Raw genomic sequence first — 18376 nt, forward strand, 5'->3', positions numbered from 1 at the left:
GCATCGCCCTCCTGCCAACGCAGCAGACCGGTGTCGACGAACACGCAGGTGAGTTGCTCGCCAATCGCCTTGTGCAGCAATGCGGCCACCACCGAAGAATCGACGCCGCCGGACAGGCCCAAAATCACTTCATCGAACCCCACCTGCGCGCGCACGCGGGCGATCTGATCGTCGATGATATTGGCCGCCGTCCACAAGGTTTGGCAGCCGCAGATATCCACCGCAAAGCGGCGCAGCAGCGCCTCGCCGGCGGCGGTGTGCGTCACTTCCGGGTGGAACTGCACGCCATAGATTTTCTTCGCATCATTGGCAAAGGCAGCAATACCAAGTCGGTCGGTCTTGGCGGTGATGGTGAATCCTGCCGGCGCTTTGGAGACATGGTCGCCGTGACTCATCCACACATTGCGCAGTGCGTCGGTCGTGGCCACCGGTGCCAACAGCGCGTCATTGCCGATGATGTCCAGCGCGGCATGGCCGAATTCGCGTTGATTGCCCGCTTCGGTATCGCCACCCAACTGCTTGGCCAGCGTTTGCATGCCGTAGCAAATGCCGAGGATCGGCACGTTTGCGTCGAACACTTGCTGCGGCGCGGTTGGGCAACCGACCTCGGTGGTCGATTCCGGGCCGCCCGACAAGATGATGCCCTTCGCGCCGAACGCGGCGATTTCGGCGGGATCGTGGTCCCACGCCCAGATTTCGCAATACACCCCGAACTCGCGGATGCGACGGGCGATCAGCTGGGTGTACTGCGCGCCGAAATCGAGAATCAGAAGTTTGTCGGTGTGGATATTGGTCATGCTCAGGACGCCCGGTAGTTCGGCGGCTCTTTGGTGATCTGCACATCGTGGACGTGGCTTTCGCGCTGGCCGGCGCCGGTCACCTTCACGAAGGACGGCTGTGTGCGCATGTCTTCCACCGTGGCGCAGCCCACATAGCCCATGGTGGCGCGTAGGCCGCCCATCAATTGATGCACCACGCCGGACAGCGGGCCACGCACGGGGACGCGCCCTTCGATGCCTTCCGGCACCAATTTGTCGGCATCGGCAGCATCCTGGAAATAGCGGTCCTTCGAACCCTTCTCCATCGCGCCCAAGCTGCCCATGCCGCGATAGCTCTTGTAGCTGCGGCCTTGGAACAACTCGATCTCGCCCGGGCTTTCTTCGGTGCCGGCAAACAGGCCGCCAATCATCACCGTGGAGGCACCGGCCACCAACGCCTTGCCGATATCGCCCGAATAGCGAATGCCACCATCCGCAATCAATGGGATGCGGTCCTGCAGCGCATTGGCCACCATATCAATCGCAGTGATTTGCGGCACGCCCACGCCGGCCACGATGCGGGTGGTGCAGATCGAGCCGGGGCCAACGCCGACCTTGACGGCATCGGCACCGGCATCCATCAGCGCCAGTGCGGCATCACCGGTGACGATATTGCCGCCCACCACCTGCACGTTCGGGAAGGTCTTCTTCACCCAAGCCACGCGCTCGATCACGCCCTGCGAATGGCCGTGCGCGGTATCTACCACCACCACGTCCACCCCGGCCGCCACCAACGCTTCCACACGCTGCTCGGTGTCGCCGCCCACGCCCACCGCCGCGCCCACCAGCAAGCGTTCGCTGAGGTCATAGGCGGCATTGGGATTGTCGGATTTTTTCTGGATGTCTTTGACCGTAATCAGCCCGCGCAATGCGAACTCGTCGTTGACCACCAGTACTTTTTCAATGCGGTGCTTGTGCAGTAGGCCCATCACTTCGTCGTCGCTGGCACCTTCCTTCACCGTGACCAGTTTTTCCTTCTTGGTCATGATGTGGCGGATCGGATCATCCAGCTTCTTCTCAAAGCGCATGTCGCGACCGGTGACGATGCCCACCAAGTGGCCAGAGTCATCCACCACCGGCACACCGGAAATGTTGCGTGCGCGGGTGAGTTTGAGCACCTCGCCAATGGTCGCATCCGGCCCCACCGTGAACGGGTCGCGGATGACACCGGCCTCAAAATTCTTGACCCACGCCACTTGCTGTGCCTGCGCCTGCGCGGTCATGTTCTTGTGGATGATCGAAATGCCACCCAGCTGTGCCATCGCCACCGCAAGGCGCGCCTCGCTGACGGTATCCATCGCGGCAGAAGCCAGTGGCAGGCGGATGCGCAGGTTGCGGGTCAGGCGCGTTTCCAGAGAGACATCCTTGGGCAGGATGGTGGAATGCGCGGGAACCAGGGAAACGTCGTCGTACGTCAGTGCTTCAGCCAGGATGCGGAGCATCGGCAGACCCATTAGGAAGTGGGGAAGCGCGCCATTGTAGCGCGTTTACAGACTGCCGTCCGCCAATTCCGCCGCTTCCAGCGTGTTTTGCATCAACGTGGCCACGGTCATCGGCCCCACTCCGCCAGGCACCGGGGTAATCCAACTGGCACGTTGGGCCGCTTCGTCAAAGCCCACATCGCCGACCAGCCGGCCATCCTCTAGGCGGTTGATGCCCACATCAATCACCACCGCGCCTTGCTTGACCCATTCACCAGGAATCAAGCCCGGCTTGCCGGCGGCAACCACCAGAATGTCGGCTTCACCCACATGGCGTTTGAGCACGTCCATCGGGGTGAATTTGTGGCAGCTGGTGACGGTGCAACCGGCAATCAGCAATTCCTGCCCCATCGGCCGACCCACGTGGTTGGACACGCCCACAATCGTCGCGCTTTGGCCGCGCACCGGCTTGTCGGTCCATGCCAATAGCGTGGTGATGCCGCGTGGCGTGCACGGGCGCAAACCAAACTGGCGCAGCGCCAGATGGCCCACATTCTCGGGGTGGAAACCGTCCACATCCTTGTCTGGGTGAATGCGTTCGATCAATGCGCTGGCATCACTGATACCGGGCAGTGGCAGCTGAATCAGGATGCCGTGTACGTCCGGATTGGCATTGAGTTCATCGATCAGCGCCAGCAGCTGGGCCTCGCTGGTGCCAGCCGGCAGGTCGTAATCGAACGCACGGATGCCCACTTTTTCGGCCGCACGCTTTTTATTGCGCACATAGCTTTGACTGGCCGGGTCGCTGCCGACCAATACCACCGCAAGACCGGGCCGTGTTTTGCCAGCCGCCAGCCGTGCATCCACCTGCGCCTTCAGGGTCAACAGCAGGGTGTCGGCGATGCGCTTTCCATCGAGAATCTTGGCGGTCATGCAGAAATCTGGTGGGCAGGAAGCAGCTATTATCGCCTAGCTGGCAGGCGACGCGGAACGCGAACGGGTGTAGGTTATGCAGCACAGGGATGTTCGCCTTGACGAAGTTGACCGCAACCCTCTCTGGTTTGGCCGGCTTCATGGTTCATAGGCGTTGATCAGGACACGGGCACCACACCATCTGGCGAGGGGCAGCATGGCAATCCTTCAGGGCGAATGCCCGAAATGCGGCAAGCGCGTATTGCACGTCAATGTGGAACACATCGTCGGCATGGTCGACGGCACCAGCAAGGCGAGGTGCCTGAGCTACAGCTGCATCCACTGCAATACCATCATGGGCGTGCAGATTGACCCGCGCGCGAAGCCACGATTGCGCAGCAGCAAGCCACCTGCGGCAAGCTGAGGCCCCGTCACCCCCCGCCGGGCAACGGCTCATCCGGAGTTGCAGGCTTCAGTAGCGGCTGGCCCGGTGCTGGGCAACGCGGTACGCCCGATCCCAGTACGCAATTGACGCAACAGGTCTCCGGCACTGGCGGGTTGTACTGGCTGCCAGGCGGCAGCACCGACCCTATGCGTGCCAGTTCGTCCTGCGATTTCAAGGCAAGCAACACCGCCCAATCCTGCCGGTTGAAATTACAACTTGCCGCGCTGTCGGGCGCACACGGACTGTCATCGGCGCTGCGCATCAACAGCCCGCTCAACCGGCCTTGGGCATCCACGGGCAGAATGCGCAGCGTCACCGCCTGCTGAACATTGCCGCCAATGGCATACACCTTGCCGGCGTCGATGGCGACAATGATGTCGCAATGCATTGGCAAGCCGCCATCACCCGCGTCGATGCGTTTGACTAGCCCGTCATAACCATAGAGCGCCTTGCTGCGCACAAAACAAAGCAGGTCTCCGGCTTGTACTTCGGCGCTGGTGGGGGCGACGAATCGATACGGGCTGGCGGCATCTTTACGTGCGGCACGCACATAGTCGAAGTGACTGGGCGAATCATGAAACCCGGGCACACCGGCACGCTGCATCACCCAACTGATGAATGCCGCCGACCACGGATTGTCGATCACGAAGCCGCGACACCCCAAGCCTTGGTAGCTCAAACTCATCGCGGCATAAGTGCAATCGCTGGCCCCGGCTTTGAATGCCATTGCCTGCAACAGGCCACTGGATTGCCAGTAGAACGCGACGCGCCGCCACGGCGCGCCGCCATCCTTCAGCCCATTACTCTCTGCCTCGTATGCCGGCAGATTGGCCAGTTTTCCATCGCTATCAATAAACGGCCGGTTCCAGCGCAAGTATTCGTCACAAGCAATCGCAATAATGCGGGTAGCCACCTGGGTATCCCCTTGGCGTTGGCTCAACTGCGGACAAAGATCCGCCGCCAACACACCGCCCGACACCAACAACAAGCACGCACCCAGCAGCGCATGCATCCATGCCTTGGCCATCATCCCCTTGCATCCCCGGCGGCACACACGGCCGCTTCATCCACATACCCAAGGAAAGCGCGATCCGGCGCGCAAACCGGACACTGCGGGTCAGCGGTCACGATAAATTCGCGAAACCGCATCCCCAGCGCATCAAATTGCAGGATGCGCCCGGCCAGAGATTCTCCGAGACCCAGCAGCAGTTTGAGTACTTCGGTGGCTTGCAGGATGCCAATCACGCCCGGCAGCACGCCCAGCACGCCGGCCTCGGCGCAATTGGGCGCCGCCTCTGCTGGCGGTGGCTCTGGAAACAAACAGCGGTAGCACGGTGCAAGGCCGCGTTGGCGGCCAGCATCGAACACGCTGAGCTGACCTTCGAAGCGATGCACCGCGCCATACACCAGCGGCTTGCGCAACTGCACGCAGGCATCGTTCAGCAGGTAGCGCACCGGAAAATTGTCGCCGCCATCCAGCACTACATCGACACCCTCCAGCATGCGTTCAACATTGGCCGCACTCACCCGCTCAGCCACGGCTTCGATGCAGGTCCGCGGATTCAATGCCGACAAGGTGGCTGCTGCCGATGCCACTTTCGGCTCGCCAATGCGTGCATTGGTATGCAGGATCTGGCGCTGCAAATTGCTACGATCGACCACGTCGTCATCGGCAATCCGCAAGTGGCCCACACCAGCGGCGGCCAAATAAAATGCAGCCGGCGAACCCAGTCCACCGGCACCCACCAGCAACACGCGTGCGGCTTCCAGCGTTTTCTGGCCGGCCAAGCCCACCTCAGGCAGACGCAACTGGCGCGAATAGCGTTCGCCGAAATCCGCATCGATGTCGGGCTTGCACATCGGCAGCCCTGCCGCCGCCCACGCTTGCGTGCCACCTTGCACCGAGGACAAATTGCGATAGCCCAGCGCCGCCAGCGCGTGGGCGCACTGTGCAGAGCGTACGCCGGCTTGGCAAAGCAGCAGCACTTCGCTGGTTTGTGCTGCGATATGCGCGGCCGGATCGCGCAATAGCGCTTCGCGCGCCACACCCAACGCGCCTTCGGCCATGCCGAGTGTGCGCTCGTGATCGGTGCGCACGTCGATCAGCAACGCACCGGCTTGTTGCCGGCGCCGCGCTTCACGCGGGGGGATGCTGTGGCTATCCATCGGCGGATTATCCTCTGTGGGCCGCGCTGTCGGCATCGCTGCAGCCGGCTTGGTGCAGGTCTTCGGGGGTATTGAGGTTGCCAAAGTGCGCCCCGGAAAACAGCACGTGAGGCAACCCCAACACCGCTTGCATCTGCCGCACTGAGTGCTGCTGCACCGCCAGTGCCGCCGCCAGTGCCGGGCGCAACGCATCCACACGATACAACGCCACCAACGGCTGCAGGCCGTCGTCGTCGCAGCTCACCGCACCCTCCCCGCCTGCCTGCGCAAGCCGAGGCAACAGGGTGTCGGGCAGTTGCAACACATCTACCGATACGGTCAACAGCCACGTGCTGGTGCAGGCGTTGGCCAGTACCTCCAATCCGCCAATGGGGCCGATTCCGGCAACACAGTCGGCATGTGCATGCAGGCCGTACTCGGCATAGTGCGGCAAATTGCGATTGGCGCTGACCAAGACCTCGGTGCAGTACGGCGCGAACTGCCGTGCCAAGCGCACCACCTGCGCAACACCATCACGCACAAGCCATGCCTTGTCGCGCCCGCCCAGCCGGGTGGCCTGGCCACCCGCCAAAATGCCGAGGGTGAGGCTGGCCGGTGCTTGCATCAGCCGCCGCGCTTCACATGCCGCATCAAGCGGCGCTTCTTTTCCACCTGGCGATCGGTCAATACGTTTTTCTTGCCTTCGTACGGATTGTTGTTTTCGCGGAAAATGAAGCGAATGGGCGTGCCCACCAATTTGAAGCGCTTGCGGAAGAAATTTTCCAAATAGCGTTGATAGGTGGCGCTGAGGGTCTTCAAACGGGTGCCATGCACCACGAAGGTGGGCGGTGTGTCGCCACCGGGATGTGCAAAGCGCAGCTTGGCCACGTGCCCACGCACCACCGGCGGCGGATAAGCGGTGTAGGCGGCTTCCACCGCACGGGTGACATCGGCGGTACTGAATACATGCGTGGCCGAGGCGTGTGCGCGGTGGATGGACTTGAACAATTCGCGCAGGCCCGAGCCATGCAAGGCCGAGATGCGCACGCGTTCGGCCCATTCCACGAAACTGAGTTTGCGGGCGGCCAAGGCTTCGGCTTGCTGGCGCTCGTAATCGGTGCGGCCGTCCCATTTGTTGAGCACGATGACCAAGGCGCGTCCGGCATCCAGTATCGCACCCAGCACGGTAGCGTCTTGATCGGTCACACCCTCGCTGGCATCGAGCATCAGCACCGCGACCTGACACTGTTCGATGGCCTGCAAGGTCTTGAACGCGGAGAACTTTTCCACCGCCTCTTCCACTTTGCCGCGCCGACGCAAGCCGGCCGTGTCGATCAAGCGGTACTTGCGGCCATCGCGCTCCAGATCCACCGCGATCGAGTCACGGGTGGTGCCCGGCACGTCGGAGGCGATCATGCGTTCTTCGCCCAGAATGCGGTTGACCAAGGTGGATTTGCCCACGTTGGGGCGGCCAACAAAGGCTATACGAACGCGGCTTGGATCATCATCAAGTGTTTCGGTACTGCCCTCTGCCGGCAGCAAAGCGGCGGTTTTGGCCAGCAGCGCATCAATGCCGGTACGCTGCGCCGACGACACCGGCAAGGCGTCGCCAAACCCATAGCGGGCAAACTCCGCCAACGCCGTCTGCAAGTCGATGCCATCGGACTTGTTGACTACCAGCAAGGTCGGCTTGGATTGCTTGCGCAGCCAGCGCAGGATGTCGTCATCCAGTGCCGATGCGCCTTCGCGACCATCGACCACAAACAAGATCAGATCCGCTTCTTCCGCCGCCGCACGCGATTGCCGCGCCGTGGCGCCGGCCAGCCCTTCATCTTCCCCGGCAATGCCGCCTGTATCCACCAGCACAAACGGCCGCCCTTCCAGCAAGCGACAGACGCCGTAATTGCGGTCGCGGGTGACGCCGGGTTCGTCGTGCACCAACGCATCGCGGGTGCGGGTCAGCGCATTGAACAGGGTGGACTTGCCGACATTGGGGCGCCCAACCAGGGCTACGAGGGGAAGCATGGTGTCAACCTTTGGCGAAAATGCAGGCCGCAGTGGAACGTTTGAAACAACAGCGGCCCCGGCAGGGTAGCCGGGGCCGCGCATGGGTGCCAGCCGGGGGCTGGCAAAAACGCATTATTTCAGCGAAAACGCGGTCAACTTGCCGTCGGTGCTCTGCACCACGGCGATGTCGCCTGCCACCACCGGCTTGCCGGTGACCGCCGCGCCCACCTTGCTGCGTGCGGCAAATGCGCCATCGCTGAGGCGCAGCCAATGCACCACGCCTTCAAAATCACCGACCAGCGCATAGTCGCCCTGCACGGTGGGTGCGGAGACATTGCGATTGAGCAAGCCAGCTTGCTGCCACAGACTGCCGCCGGTGTTCTTATCGAGGCCGATTACATTACCGTTCTTGTCGGTCGTGACAATTGCGGAATTGCTGACACCCACGCCACGCGCGCCGCCGTGCTCGCTATCCCACAAGACTTGCCCACTGGGGCCGTCGATGGCGGTGGTATGGTTTTTGTAGCTACTGGCATACAGCACGGTGCCTTCCAACACCGGATCGCCGTCCACGTCGGCCATGCGTTCCAGTTCGGTGCGGCCGTCGGGCTCGGCCACTGCGGTCGACCACATCAGATTGCCGTCATTGGCGTTGAGGGCGGTCAGGGTGCCATTGTCGCCACTGACAAACAGAATGTTCGGGCCCAGTGTCATGCCACCGCTACCACGCACGGTCAGCGCCGGAATATCTGCACTGTAGAACCAACGGCGGGTGCCATTGCTGGCATCAAAGGCCGTGACACGGCCATCGTTGGAATGCACAAACACCATGCCGCTACCGATGGCTGGTGCAACCAACACTTCATTGTTAACTTTGGCTGTCCATTTTTCCTGGCCGGTGGCTTCATCCAGAGCGATGACCTCACCCTTCAAACCACCCACCACCACCAAGCCACTGCCAACGCCCGGGCCGCCACTCAGATGCGCCTTGCTATCGTAATGCCATAGCGATTTGCCTGTAGTCAGATCAATGGCGGATACGCCGCCATCGACCGCAGCGGCATACACATGGTCGCCATTGATGGTCGGATGCTGGCCAATACCGAGATCCTTCTCGCCCTTACCCACCGACACCGACCACAGCGGGCTGGCCGTGACCAATGGGGTGATGTCGGTCAATTTGGCAGGTTCAGCCGACTTGTCTTTACTCTTGCCACTAAACAGGTTTTTGACGCTGCTGCAGCCGGCCAGCATGGCCACTGAAATGACCGCCACGGCCAGCAGCTGCAGGGAACGGAACTTGCCCGACTTCATCAGCGCTTATCCTCGGAATGCGGTGGCACGCCACCGGCTTCAATCAATTTCATGGTGATCAGATGATGCTGCGGTGAACCCACATCGACCAACGCCAGTGCCTTGCGATAGTCATCCTGCGCCTTGGCGAAATCACCCAAGCTGAATTGCGCATCCCCGCGCGCATCCAGCATGGCGGCATTGCGCTCATCGCCCAACAGCGCCAACGCATCCTTGGCCTTGCCGGTATCAATCAGCAAATGCGCCAAACGCACCTGTACAACCGGGCGCAAATCGCCATCGGCATTGCGCAGGCCGCGCAAGGTAACGATGGCATCCTCGCGCTTGCCAGCATCGACCTGTGCCTTGGCTAGTTGCAATGCGGCCAGCGTGCCTAGAGTCGGGTTGCTTTTGTTCAACTCCGCCAGCACCGCCTTGCCGTTGTCGGCGGGGATTTTGCCGTCTTCAAATGCCGATACGCTCTTGGCGTAGCGGGTATTGACACCCATATCCGCGGCTAGGCGTTGCCCCTGCCACCAGTTCCAGCCAGCAATCACGGCCAGCCCAAGTGCGACCCCGCCAATCAGGCCAGCCGCATTGCCGCGAAGCCAATTACGGACTTGTTCACTCTGTTCGTGTTCGTTGAGCAGTTCGTCGATCGCCATGCTGCCTCTCGCCCGCCATCTAGGTCGGGACGTCGTGAAATATTCGGAATTACCGGGAATGGGTGGCGCCGACCGCGACAATCAATCTTGCGCGGCAAGCGAGCCGTCGGAGGATACCGCAAACCGCGCCACGTTCGCGCGCGCGTGCTCCATCACGTTCATGGGCCGGCCACCTGCTTGCATCTGTACCACTGCCGCATTACCAATGGTCAGACGTTGTACCTGATCCATGGGATAGCGCTTTTCAGCACCATCGGCCAACATTGTCTTGTCAAGCACGTTGCCATCGCGCGCGATCACTTCCAGCCAGGACTGACCAGTGGCACGCAGCACGATATCCGCGCTTGGTGCGGGTTCTGGCTGTACGGCAGCGCCCATTGGCGCCATTGAAGCCACCACGGTACGCGGCGCAGCAGGTACCGCAGGCACGGCCGGTTTGCCATGTGCCACGGGCATGACAGGAGTATCCAGCGCTGCGATGGTGGCAGGCGTGCCATTCAAGTGCTGACGAGTGGCTACCCATGCCGGAATGGCCAGTGACAGGGTCAGCACGATATAGACCAAGCGGCGACCAATCTGTTCAGCCCACCATTGCGCCTTCGGTGTATGTGTCCTGCTGACCAGCCTGGTGGGCTCCACCGGCTCAATATTGAGCGCGGCCATCATCGGTGCGGTGGTCAAGCCCAACAGCCGCGAATAGCTGCGCACTTGCCCACGCACAAAAACAGGGGCTCCCAACCGCGACCAGTCTTCTGCTTCAAGTGACTGCACCACACGGGCCGGCATCCGCAGGCGCGTGGCTACATCATCAATACTCAAACCCGCCGCCAGCCGTGCGTCACGCAAGCGTGCGCCACAGCCGGCAAGTGCTTGATGGGTGGAATCAGGGGCAAACTGTGAGCTCATTGCGCGCGCGGAACCAAGGGTGAACCGGGGGGAGTCGCCTGCAAACGGGAAAGATAGCGCGAAGCGGCCTCGTTGTCGCCAAGTTTTTGCTCGATGCTGGCTGCCAGGCGCAAACCGGCTGCATCTTCCGGGTTCACCGCCAACCAGCGTTCGGCAAATGCGCGTGCATCCAAATAACTGCCTCGCGCAAAGGTCAGCGCCGCCAGACCTGACAGGGCGGTCAGATTTTGCGGCTCCAGCGCCAACGCGCTGCGCCATTTCACTTCTGCCTGAATCGGCTGACCGGCTCGATTGGCACAGCTGCCCGCATTGGCCATAGCGCCGGCCGGCGTGGGATAGGCCGGGTCGGCCAAGGCGCGATCAAACCACACCAGCGACTGCGCCGGCTGTCCATTGGCACACAGCCAGCCGCCATAGTTATTGGCATACAGGCCATTGTTCGGTGCGCTATCCACAGCCGCCTTGTAGGCTTTGCCGGCAGCAGCGGTATCGCCACGCGTCTCGGCAATCGCGCCCAGTAATGTTTGCGCATCCCCGGAATTGGGTTGCGACTTCAGTGCCCGCCGAGTCATTTCCTCGGCCCCGTCCAACTGGCCGCGCTGATACAAGTCGGTGGCCACCGCCAGCAGCATGGCAGGGTCTTCTTTAGCCCCGGCCTTCTTGCCGCTGACATCGTAGGTGGGGGAAATTCTGGTGTAACCGCGTGCTTGGGCGCTAGGTCGAACGATGGTCAGCCGCTCCAACTGATTGCAGCCGACCAATAGAACTGCCCCCAACCCGATCAGCACAATGAGTACTTGCCGCATCAATGCGCTCCTGCGGCATGCAGCCGCTTGCGATGCTCCGCCGAACGCCGGGTGCGGTCCATCACCTGGCCTTTGAGCTGGCCACAGGCGGCATCAATATCATCGCCACGGGTGCGTCGCACCGGCGCAATCATGCCGGCGTTGTTGAGCAGCTTCTGGAAACCGCGAATGGCCAGATCATCCGGGCGCTGGAAGCCGGTACCGGGGAACGGGTTGAACGGGATCAGATTGATCTTGGCCGCGCCCTTCATCTGCACCCGACGATCGAAATCACGCAGCAGGCCAATCAACGCACGTGCGTGCTCGGGCTGGTCGTTGACATCCTTCATCAAGGTGTATTCAAACGTTACCGACTCGCCCTTCTTGCGCAGCGCATAGCGTACGCAGGCATCCAGCAACTCGGCCAACGGATATTTCTTGTTGATCGGCATCAGCCGGGTACGCAGTTCATCAAACGGCGCATGCAGCGAAACCGCCAGTGACACATCACTCTCGACCGCCAAGCGGTCGATCATCGGCACCAGACCCGCGGTGGACAAGGTGACGCGCTTGTTGGCCAGGCCGTAGCCAAGATCATCGCGCATGATGCTCATCGCACGCACCACGTTGTCGAAATTGGCCAGCGGCTCGCCCATGCCCATCATCACCACGTTGGTGAGCCGGCGCTGCTGGTGCGGCACGTTGCCCAAGTGGCGCGCCGCCACCCAGACCTGGCCGATGATCTCGGCGGTGCTCAGGTTGCGGTTGAAGCCCTGGGTGGCAGTGGAGCAGAACCCGCAATTGAGCGCGCACCCCACCTGCGAGGACACGCACAAGGTGCCGCGCCCCTTGTCGGGGATGTACACGGTTTCGATGGCGTTTCTGGCATCCATGCCCAGCAGCCATTTATGGGTGCCATCGGTGGATGCCTTGTCGAAGATGACCTGCGGCGCGCGCACCACGGCGCGCGCTTCCAGCTTGGCGCGCAGCGCTTTGCCAAGGTCGGTCATTTCGGAAAATTCGGTGGCATAGCGATGATGAATCCACTTCATCACCTGGTGGGCGCGGAACTTCTTTTCGCCCAGATCCTCTTCGAAAAAACGCTCCAGACGGGCGCGATCGAAGTCGAAAATATTGGTTCTTGTCTCTGCGCCGGCATTCACCGGCGCGGAGGCAAGCGCAACCTCGCCCTCACCCAGCAGGGTGATATCGATAGCGGGGCTGCGCGTTTGGCTCATGGCAGCAACTCAGCGTGCGTACACGTCGGTGGCCGGGAAGAAATAGGCAATTTCGATTGCCGCATTTTCCAGCGAGTCCGAACCGTGCACCGCGTTGGCGTCGATGCTGTCGGCAAAATCAGCGCGGATGGTACCTGGCGCTGCGTCCTTCGGGTTGGTGGCACCCATCAATTCGCGATTCTTCAGCATCGCGCCTTCGCCTTCCAGCACCTGCACCATCACCGGGCCGGAGATCATGAACTCGACCAATGCGGCAAAGAACGGGCGCTCGCGGTGCACGGCATAGAAGCCTTCGGCCTCTTGCTTGGACAGGTGCTTCATCTTGGCGGCCACAACCTTGAGGCCGGCTTTTTCGAAGCGGGAATAGATTTCGCCGATCACGTTCTTGGCAACGGCATCGGGCTTGATGATCGAAAGGGTGCGCTCCAGCGCCATGGGACTCTCCGGAAAAATGAAAGGGCGTCCTTGCCGGAGCACCCGAGGATAACAGAAAAACCCGCGTACTGGCGCGGGTTTGGCCGATATGGCTGGTGCGGATTCTAGCTTATTTTCGAGCCCGGGACATTGATTTTGTCGGTCGCCGATGCCGCCGGTTGCCGTCTGCCGATCAGCGAAGACCTGCAAGACGGCTTCACCTTGCCCAGTATGCGTCGTCAATCCGTTCCCATCACCCATACCGGCCCTGCTGCAAGCCCCGATGGGATCACGCCATCGGTTCCGTCCGCAACCACCGCTTGACAACCCATGCCGCAGTGCAGCAGAGTCGAGCCATGACCCACGACATCACCATGATTTCGACCATTACCACCGGCACCGGTACTACGGGCCCGGTGCGGTTGGTCATGCCTGGATAACCCATCCAAGACACGGCCCCCGCAGCGAACGGCGGGGCGCGATCCCCGGCGGTGCGACGCGGAGGCTCACAGGAGCCTGTATGCACGCACTTGCCCAAGCGGACGATTCCGAGCCATCCAAACCTACCGTGCGCTGCCGCGCGCACAAATTCGGCGGTAGCTCATTGGCCGATGCTGCGCGCATTCGGCATGTGGCCGACTTGTTGTTGGCCGACGATGCCAGCACGCAGATTGCGATTACATCGGCGATGCAAGGCACCACCAATGCACTGGTGGCCCTGGGCGAAGCGGCCACCTCGGGCAGCAAGTGGAAACCCGCACTGGAAGCCCTGCATCAGCGCCACAACGACACCGCACACGCGCTGCTGCAACGGCCAGCGGCGGCAGTGGCCAGGATCAACACACTTTGCGGCGAGCTGGCCGAACTGTTGCAAGCCAGCTCGCTGCTACGACAGCCGGGGCGCACTGCGCTGGAACGTATCCACGGCATGGGCGAAGTGCTCTCGACCAGCTTGCTGCACGCGCATTTGGTGGAACGCGGCGGCGATTACGCGCTGCTGGATGCACGCGATGTGCTGGTGGTGCGGCATACCGACCTGGGTGCCGTGGTGGATTGGGAACAAAGTGCCGCCAAGCTGGCCGAGTGGCGCACGCAGCATCCGCAAGCGCGGGTGAATATCACCGGCTTTGTGGCCCGCGATGAACACGGCCTGCCCACGACGCTGGGCCGCAATGGCAGTGACTATTCCGCCGCGATTTTCGCCAGCTTGTTCGCGGCCGACGAACTGCATATTTGGAGCGATGTGGATGGTGTGCTCTCGGCCGATCCACGGCTGGTGCCAGAGGCCGTGCCACTGACCGCGATGAGTTATCGCGAAGCCTGCGAGTTGGCGTATTTCGGCGCAAAAGTCATCCATCCGCAAACGATGACCCCGGCGATTGCACGCGGCCTGCCAATCCTGATGCGCAACACCTTCCGCCCGGAGTTTGCCGGTACCCGTATCGATGCGGTTGGCGACCGCAACCCGGCCGGCCCGGTCAAAGGCCTGACCCTGGGCGGCGACTTGGCCCTGGTGTGCCTGGAAGGTGCCGGCCTGATCGGTGTGCCCGGCACCGCCGAACGCGTCTTTGCCGCGCTGCATGCGGCGCATATTTCGGTGGTGATGATCTCGCAAGGCAGCTCCGAGCATTCCATCTGCTGCGTGGTGCATCAGCGCGAAGCCGATGCCGCCCGCGATGCCTTGCAAGACGCATTTACCCGCGAATTGGCCGGCGCGCAGGTGCAGGGCGTGACGCTGCAAACCGGGATCAGCGTGCTGGCAGCGGTGGGCGATGGCATGGCCGGCACACCAGGCGTGGCGGCGCGCATGTTCGATGCCTTGGCGCGGGCGCGGGTCAACATTCGAGCGATCGCGCAGGGCGCGTCCGAACGCAATATTTCAGTGGCGATCGACTCTGCTGATGCCGCGCGCGCGCTGCGCGCCGTGCATGCCGCATTCTGGTTGTCGCCGCAGACCATCGCGCTGGCGGTCATCGGCCCCGGCAAGGTGGGCAGCGCCCTGCTCGATCAACTGCAAACCGCACTGCCGCGCCTGCGCACGCAGCACACTATCGACCTGCGCCTGCGCGCACTGGCCTCGCGTTCCAACCTGTGGTTATGCGAACACGGCGACGCCGTGGATTGGCATACCCGCCTGCAACAGCCGCCGTCGGAGGCCAGTCTTGACCTTCTCACCAAGCATCTGCTGGACACCCATCTGCCACACGCCGTGGTGATCGATTGCAGCGCCAGTGACAGCGTGGCTGCACGCTACCCCGAATGGCTGGCTGCCGGCATCCACGTCATCACGCCCAACAAGCAGGCCGGTGCCGGACCACTGCAACGCTACCAAGCCATCCGCAGCGCGCAGGCACACAGTGGCGCGCGTTTTCGCTATGAAGCCACCGTGGGTGCGGGCTTGCCGGTGATTTCCACGCTGCGTGATTTGCTGGACACCGGCGATGACTTGCTCTCCATCGAAGGCATTTTTTCCGGCACGCTGGCGTGGCTGTTCAACAAATACGATGGCAGCAAACCATTCTCGGAACTGGTGCTGGAAGCGCACGCGCTGGGCTATACCGAACCCGACCCGCGCGACGATTTATCCGGCACCGATGTGGCGCGAAAATTGGTGATCCTTGCGCGCGAGTCCGGCATGCACATTTCGCTCTCCGATGTCGAAGTACAAAGTCTGGTGCCGGCAAGTTTGCGCAGCGCCGACCGCGATGCCTTCATGGATGGCTTGGCCGCATTGGATGCGCCCATGCAAGCCGCACTGGAGGCAGCCCGCAGCAAAGCCTGCGTGCTGCGTTATGTGGCCAAGCTCGAACAAGACGGCAAGGCTTCGGTGGCACTGCGCGAATTGCCCGCCAGTCACGCCTTTGCCCATCTGCGCCTGACCGACAACTGCGTGTCCTTCACCACCCGCCGCTACTGCGACAACCCGCTGGTGGTGCAAGGCCCGGGCGCCGGGCCAGAGGTCACCGCCGCCGGTGTGTTCTCGGATCTGCTGCGGCTGGCCGCTGCGCTGGGGGCCAAGCTATGAGCGCCGCACCCGAACAAGCCCGTGCATTTTCACCCGGTTCGGTGGGCAATGTGGGCGTGGGCTTCGACATCCTTGGCCATGCCATTGCCGGGCTGGGCGATAGTGCAACGGTGCGCAAAATTGATGCCCCCACTGTACGCATCACCGCCATTACCGGCACCGTCACCGACCTGCCGCTTGAAGCCCATCGCAATACCGCAGGCGGCGCATTGCTGGCGCTGCGTGAAGCGCTCGATTTGCCGTTCGGGTTTGCGTTGGAAATTGAAAAAGGCATTCCACTGGGTTCCGGCTTGGGGGGCTCGGCGGCCTCGTGCGTGGCTGCACTGGTGGCCGCCAATGCCTTGCTGGATGCACCGCTTGCAGCTGAAGCGCTGTACCCATTTGCATTGGCTGGCGAAGCCGTAGCCAGCGGCGGCAAACATGGCGATAACGTCGGCCCGATGCTGTTGGGTGGCTTGGTGCTGGCCACCGCTGATCGCTTGACCAGAATCAGTGTGCCCGCCACTTGGCACGCCGCGGTGGTGCATCCGCATGCCGTGCTGGAAACCCGGCGTGCACGTGAAGCACTGCAAGGCGCGTATGCGCTGCATCAATTCGTGATGCAAAGCGCCAACCTTGCGCAGGTACTGCTGGGATGTGAGCGTGGCGATGCAGGGCTGGTGCGCGCAGGACTTTCCGATGTGCTGGTAGAACCGCGCCGTGCGCCCTTGATCGGGGGCTTTGCAGCAGTCAAACACGCCGCACTGGAGGCCGGGGCCATGGGCAGCAGTATTTCCGGTGCTGGCCCCAGCGTATTTGCATGGTGCGAAACAAAAGCGACCGCCGAGCGTGCCGCCACTGCCATGTCGGCGGCCTTTGCCAACGCCGGTTTCGCCAGTGACATCGTCCTGACCCCCATTGCCTGCCCCGCCGCCAAGGTTTTGCCATGAACACCCTCAGCACCCGTGGGCAAGCGCCCGTTGTCACACTGTCACAGGCCATCGCTGCAGGATTGGCCCCTGATGGCGGGCTGTATATGCCAGCCAGCTGGCCGGCATTGTCTGGCGAAGACTTTGCCGGCGCCCACAGCTTGCCTGACGTGGCCTTGCGCCTGCTGCAACCATTTTTTGCCGATGAAGTGATCGCGCCCGCGCTGCCAGCCATCTGCAGCACTGCGCTGGCCATCGACCCACCCCTGGTGCGCTTCGGCGCGCCCAACGATTATCTGCTGGAGCTGTTCCACGGCCCCACCGCCGCGTTCAAGGATTACGCCGCCGGCTTTCTTGCCGGGTGTTTGTCAGCGCTGCCACAAGGCGACAAGCCATTGACCATAGTCGTTGCCACTTCGGGCGATACCGGCGCGGCGGTGGCGGCCGCTTTCCACAATCGCCCGGGGTTTCGCGTCGCCATCTTGTACCCCGATGGCCGCGTATCACCACGCCAAGCACATCAACTGGGCTGCTTTGGCGACAACGTGCGCGCCTTCAAGGTCGATGGCAGTTTTGATGATTGCCAGGCACTGGCCAAAACCCTGCTGACCGATGCCGCCTTTCGTGCGCAGCTGCCACTGGGTTCGGCCAACAGTATCAGTCTCGGGCGGTTGTTGCCGCAGGCCGCGTACTACGCACATGCCGCACTCAGCCATCAGCGCGCCACCGGCAATGTGCTGAACTTCGTGATCCCCACCGGCAATCTGGGCAACGCGCTGGCGTGCCTGCTGGCCAAGCGCATGGGCCTGCCGATTGGCCAGCTGGTGCTGGCCAGCAATGCCAATACCGTGCTACCGGACTTTTTTGCCGGCGGCGACTACCACCCCAAACCCAGCGTTGCCACCTTGGCCAATGCGATGGACGTGGGCGCGCCCAGCAATTTCGAGCGGCTGCAATACCTGTATCCGGATACCGAAACCCTGCGCCATACCCTGCGCGCCGAAGCGGTCAGCGATGCACAGATCCGCGCCGCCATCGTTCGCACCCGTGATGAACGCGGACACGTGGTCTGCCCGCACACCGCCTGTGCCGCCGACGTACTGGACCGCTTGCGCGCACGTGGCGAACCCGGTGACTGGGCTATCGTGGCCACCGCTCACCCGGCCAAGTTTCCGGAAGTGGTGGAACCGTTGGTGCAGCACACGATTGCTGCACCGCCTGCGCTGGCGGCGATGTTGGCGCGGCCAAGTGGTGCAGAGCGCTTAGCGAATGACGCCGCCGCACTGCAGGGCAGGCTGCAAAACTGGTGAAGTTATCAGGTTGATTTGCAAACAGTGACTGGTCATTTCGAAACTTCTTCCGGCGGATTGTCCGAACCTGCCGCGTGCTGCGAT

Annotated in this window: 17 protein-coding genes; 4 read left to right on the forward strand and 13 right to left on the reverse strand. The window is 62.4% G+C overall.

The genetic code is table 11. The annotated features are described in order from the left end of the window. The 3 genes from guaA to folD all read right to left on the reverse strand — a co-directional run. Window positions 1–797, reverse strand: a 797-nt coding sequence (gene guaA, locus QWB57_RS09240; RefSeq protein ID WP_288969259.1) for a glutamine-hydrolyzing GMP synthase, incomplete at its 3' end; no start/stop codon positions are given. Window positions 798–799: 2 nt separating this feature from the next. Beyond that, window positions 800–2260, reverse strand: coding sequence for an IMP dehydrogenase (gene guaB / locus QWB57_RS09245; protein WP_223627322.1), 1461 nt, complete (start codon window positions 2258–2260; stop codon window positions 800–802). A gap of 45 nt (window positions 2261–2305) precedes the next feature. Further along, complete coding sequence (folD, locus tag QWB57_RS09250) at window positions 2306–3172, reverse strand: bifunctional methylenetetrahydrofolate dehydrogenase/methenyltetrahydrofolate cyclohydrolase FolD (RefSeq protein WP_223627320.1); 867 nt, start codon at window positions 3170–3172, stop codon at window positions 2306–2308. Between the two features lie 196 nt (window positions 3173–3368). Between folD and QWB57_RS09255 the strand changes: the two genes are divergently transcribed. Next, window positions 3369–3575 carry a hypothetical protein gene (locus tag QWB57_RS09255; RefSeq protein WP_223627318.1) on the forward strand — a complete coding sequence of 69 codons (207 nt, stop codon included), beginning with the start codon at window positions 3369–3371 and terminating at the stop codon, window positions 3573–3575. 7 nt (window positions 3576–3582) lie between these two features. On the opposite strand, the gene QWB57_RS09260 is transcribed toward QWB57_RS09255, so the two are convergent. From QWB57_RS09260 to ndk, 10 genes are all read right to left on the reverse strand, one after another. Then, entirely contained in the window at window positions 3583–4623 is a 1041-nt protein-coding gene (locus tag QWB57_RS09260) for a DUF2272 domain-containing protein (protein WP_288969261.1), read from the reverse strand. Continuing rightward, on the reverse strand, window positions 4623–5762 hold the full coding sequence (gene moeB / locus QWB57_RS09265) for a molybdopterin-synthase adenylyltransferase MoeB (protein WP_288969263.1): 1140 nt from the start codon (window positions 5760–5762) through the stop codon (window positions 4623–4625). Before moeB ends, QWB57_RS09260 begins: the two co-directional genes overlap by 1 nt. A 7-nt stretch (window positions 5763–5769) precedes the next feature. Continuing rightward, entirely contained in the window at window positions 5770–6366 is a 597-nt protein-coding gene (locus QWB57_RS09270) for a molybdenum cofactor guanylyltransferase (RefSeq protein ID WP_288969265.1), read from the reverse strand. After that, window positions 6366–7766 carry a ribosome biogenesis GTPase Der gene (gene der / locus QWB57_RS09275; protein ID WP_223627309.1) on the reverse strand — a complete coding sequence of 467 codons (1401 nt, stop codon included), beginning with the start codon at window positions 7764–7766 and terminating at the stop codon, window positions 6366–6368. The genes QWB57_RS09270 and der overlap by 1 nt, the downstream gene beginning before the upstream one ends. A gap of 114 nt (window positions 7767–7880) precedes the next feature. Then, window positions 7881–9062 (reverse strand): outer membrane protein assembly factor BamB, encoded by a 1182-nt coding sequence (bamB, locus tag QWB57_RS09280; protein WP_223627307.1) that lies wholly within the window; start codon window positions 9060–9062, stop codon window positions 7881–7883. Beyond that, window positions 9062–9706: a tetratricopeptide repeat protein gene (locus QWB57_RS09285; protein WP_223627305.1), complete on the reverse strand. Its 645-nt coding sequence runs from the start codon at window positions 9704–9706 to the stop codon at window positions 9062–9064. Before QWB57_RS09285 ends, bamB begins: the two co-directional genes overlap by 1 nt. Window positions 9707–9787: 81 nt before the next feature. Continuing rightward, entirely contained in the window at window positions 9788–10612 is an 825-nt protein-coding gene (locus QWB57_RS09290; protein ID WP_223627303.1) for a RodZ domain-containing protein, read from the reverse strand. Beyond that, the gene (locus tag QWB57_RS09295; protein ID WP_223627301.1) at window positions 10609–11418 is read right to left on the reverse strand and encodes a tetratricopeptide repeat protein; all 810 of its coding nucleotides are present in this window, start codon (window positions 11416–11418) and stop codon (window positions 10609–10611) included. Before QWB57_RS09295 ends, QWB57_RS09290 begins: the two co-directional genes overlap by 4 nt. Beyond that, window positions 11418–12635: a 23S rRNA (adenine(2503)-C(2))-methyltransferase RlmN gene (gene rlmN / locus QWB57_RS09300; RefSeq protein WP_223627298.1), complete on the reverse strand. Its 1218-nt coding sequence runs from the start codon at window positions 12633–12635 to the stop codon at window positions 11418–11420. Before rlmN ends, QWB57_RS09295 begins: the two co-directional genes overlap by 1 nt. 9 nt (window positions 12636–12644) lie before the next feature. After that, entirely contained in the window at window positions 12645–13070 is a 426-nt protein-coding gene (gene ndk, locus QWB57_RS09305; protein ID WP_223627296.1) for a nucleoside-diphosphate kinase, read from the reverse strand. Window positions 13071–13569: 499 nt separating this feature from the next. Here ndk and thrA point away from each other — a divergent pair, with 499 nt between their 5' ends. Genes thrA through thrC form a run of 3 tightly spaced genes read left to right on the forward strand, consistent with a single transcriptional unit; the run spans window position 13570 to window position 18292 of the window. Then, window positions 13570–16074: a bifunctional aspartate kinase/homoserine dehydrogenase I gene (gene thrA / locus QWB57_RS09310; protein WP_288969268.1), complete on the forward strand. Its 2505-nt coding sequence runs from the start codon at window positions 13570–13572 to the stop codon at window positions 16072–16074. Next, window positions 16071–17003, forward strand: coding sequence for a homoserine kinase (locus QWB57_RS09315; protein ID WP_223627292.1), 933 nt, complete (start codon window positions 16071–16073; stop codon window positions 17001–17003). Before thrA ends, QWB57_RS09315 begins: the two co-directional genes overlap by 4 nt. Next, entirely contained in the window at window positions 17000–18292 is a 1293-nt protein-coding gene (gene thrC, locus QWB57_RS09320) for a threonine synthase (protein WP_223627289.1), read from the forward strand. Before QWB57_RS09315 ends, thrC begins: the two co-directional genes overlap by 4 nt. Window positions 18293–18376: the final 84 nt, after the last annotated feature.

The sequence above is a fragment of the uncultured Thermomonas sp. genome (assembly GCF_937872235.1).
GTDB lineage: Bacteria > Pseudomonadota > Gammaproteobacteria > Xanthomonadales > Xanthomonadaceae > Thermomonas > Thermomonas beijingensis.

Coding starts and splice junctions, on each gene's coding strand:
- guaB (WP_223627322.1), bottom strand. CDS start 2,260: ATGCTCCGCATCCTGGCTGAAGCACTGACGTACGACGACGTTTCCCTG.
- folD (WP_223627320.1), bottom strand. CDS start 3,172: ATGACCGCCAAGATTCTCGATGGAAAGCGCATCGCCGACACCCTGCTG.
- QWB57_RS09255 (WP_223627318.1), top strand. CDS start 3,369: ATGGCAATCCTTCAGGGCGAATGCCCGAAATGCGGCAAGCGCGTATTG.
- QWB57_RS09260 (WP_288969261.1), bottom strand. CDS start 4,623: ATGGCCAAGGCATGGATGCATGCGCTGCTGGGTGCGTGCTTGTTGTTG.
- moeB (WP_288969263.1), bottom strand. CDS start 5,762: ATGGATAGCCACAGCATCCCCCCGCGTGAAGCGCGGCGCCGGCAACAA.
- QWB57_RS09270 (WP_288969265.1), bottom strand. CDS start 6,366: ATGCAAGCACCGGCCAGCCTCACCCTCGGCATTTTGGCGGGTGGCCAG.
- der (WP_223627309.1), bottom strand. CDS start 7,766: ATGCTTCCCCTCGTAGCCCTGGTTGGGCGCCCCAATGTCGGCAAGTCC.
- bamB (WP_223627307.1), bottom strand. CDS start 9,062: ATGAAGTCGGGCAAGTTCCGTTCCCTGCAGCTGCTGGCCGTGGCGGTC.
- QWB57_RS09285 (WP_223627305.1), bottom strand. CDS start 9,706: ATGGCGATCGACGAACTGCTCAACGAACACGAACAGAGTGAACAAGTC.
- QWB57_RS09290 (WP_223627303.1), bottom strand. CDS start 10,612: ATGAGCTCACAGTTTGCCCCTGATTCCACCCATCAAGCACTTGCCGGC.
- QWB57_RS09295 (WP_223627301.1), bottom strand. CDS start 11,418: ATGCGGCAAGTACTCATTGTGCTGATCGGGTTGGGGGCAGTTCTATTG.
- rlmN (WP_223627298.1), bottom strand. CDS start 12,635: ATGAGCCAAACGCGCAGCCCCGCTATCGATATCACCCTGCTGGGTGAG.
- ndk (WP_223627296.1), bottom strand. CDS start 13,070: ATGGCGCTGGAGCGCACCCTTTCGATCATCAAGCCCGATGCCGTTGCC.
- thrA (WP_288969268.1), top strand. CDS start 13,570: ATGCACGCACTTGCCCAAGCGGACGATTCCGAGCCATCCAAACCTACC.
- QWB57_RS09315 (WP_223627292.1), top strand. CDS start 16,071: ATGAGCGCCGCACCCGAACAAGCCCGTGCATTTTCACCCGGTTCGGTG.
- thrC (WP_223627289.1), top strand. CDS start 17,000: ATGAACACCCTCAGCACCCGTGGGCAAGCGCCCGTTGTCACACTGTCA.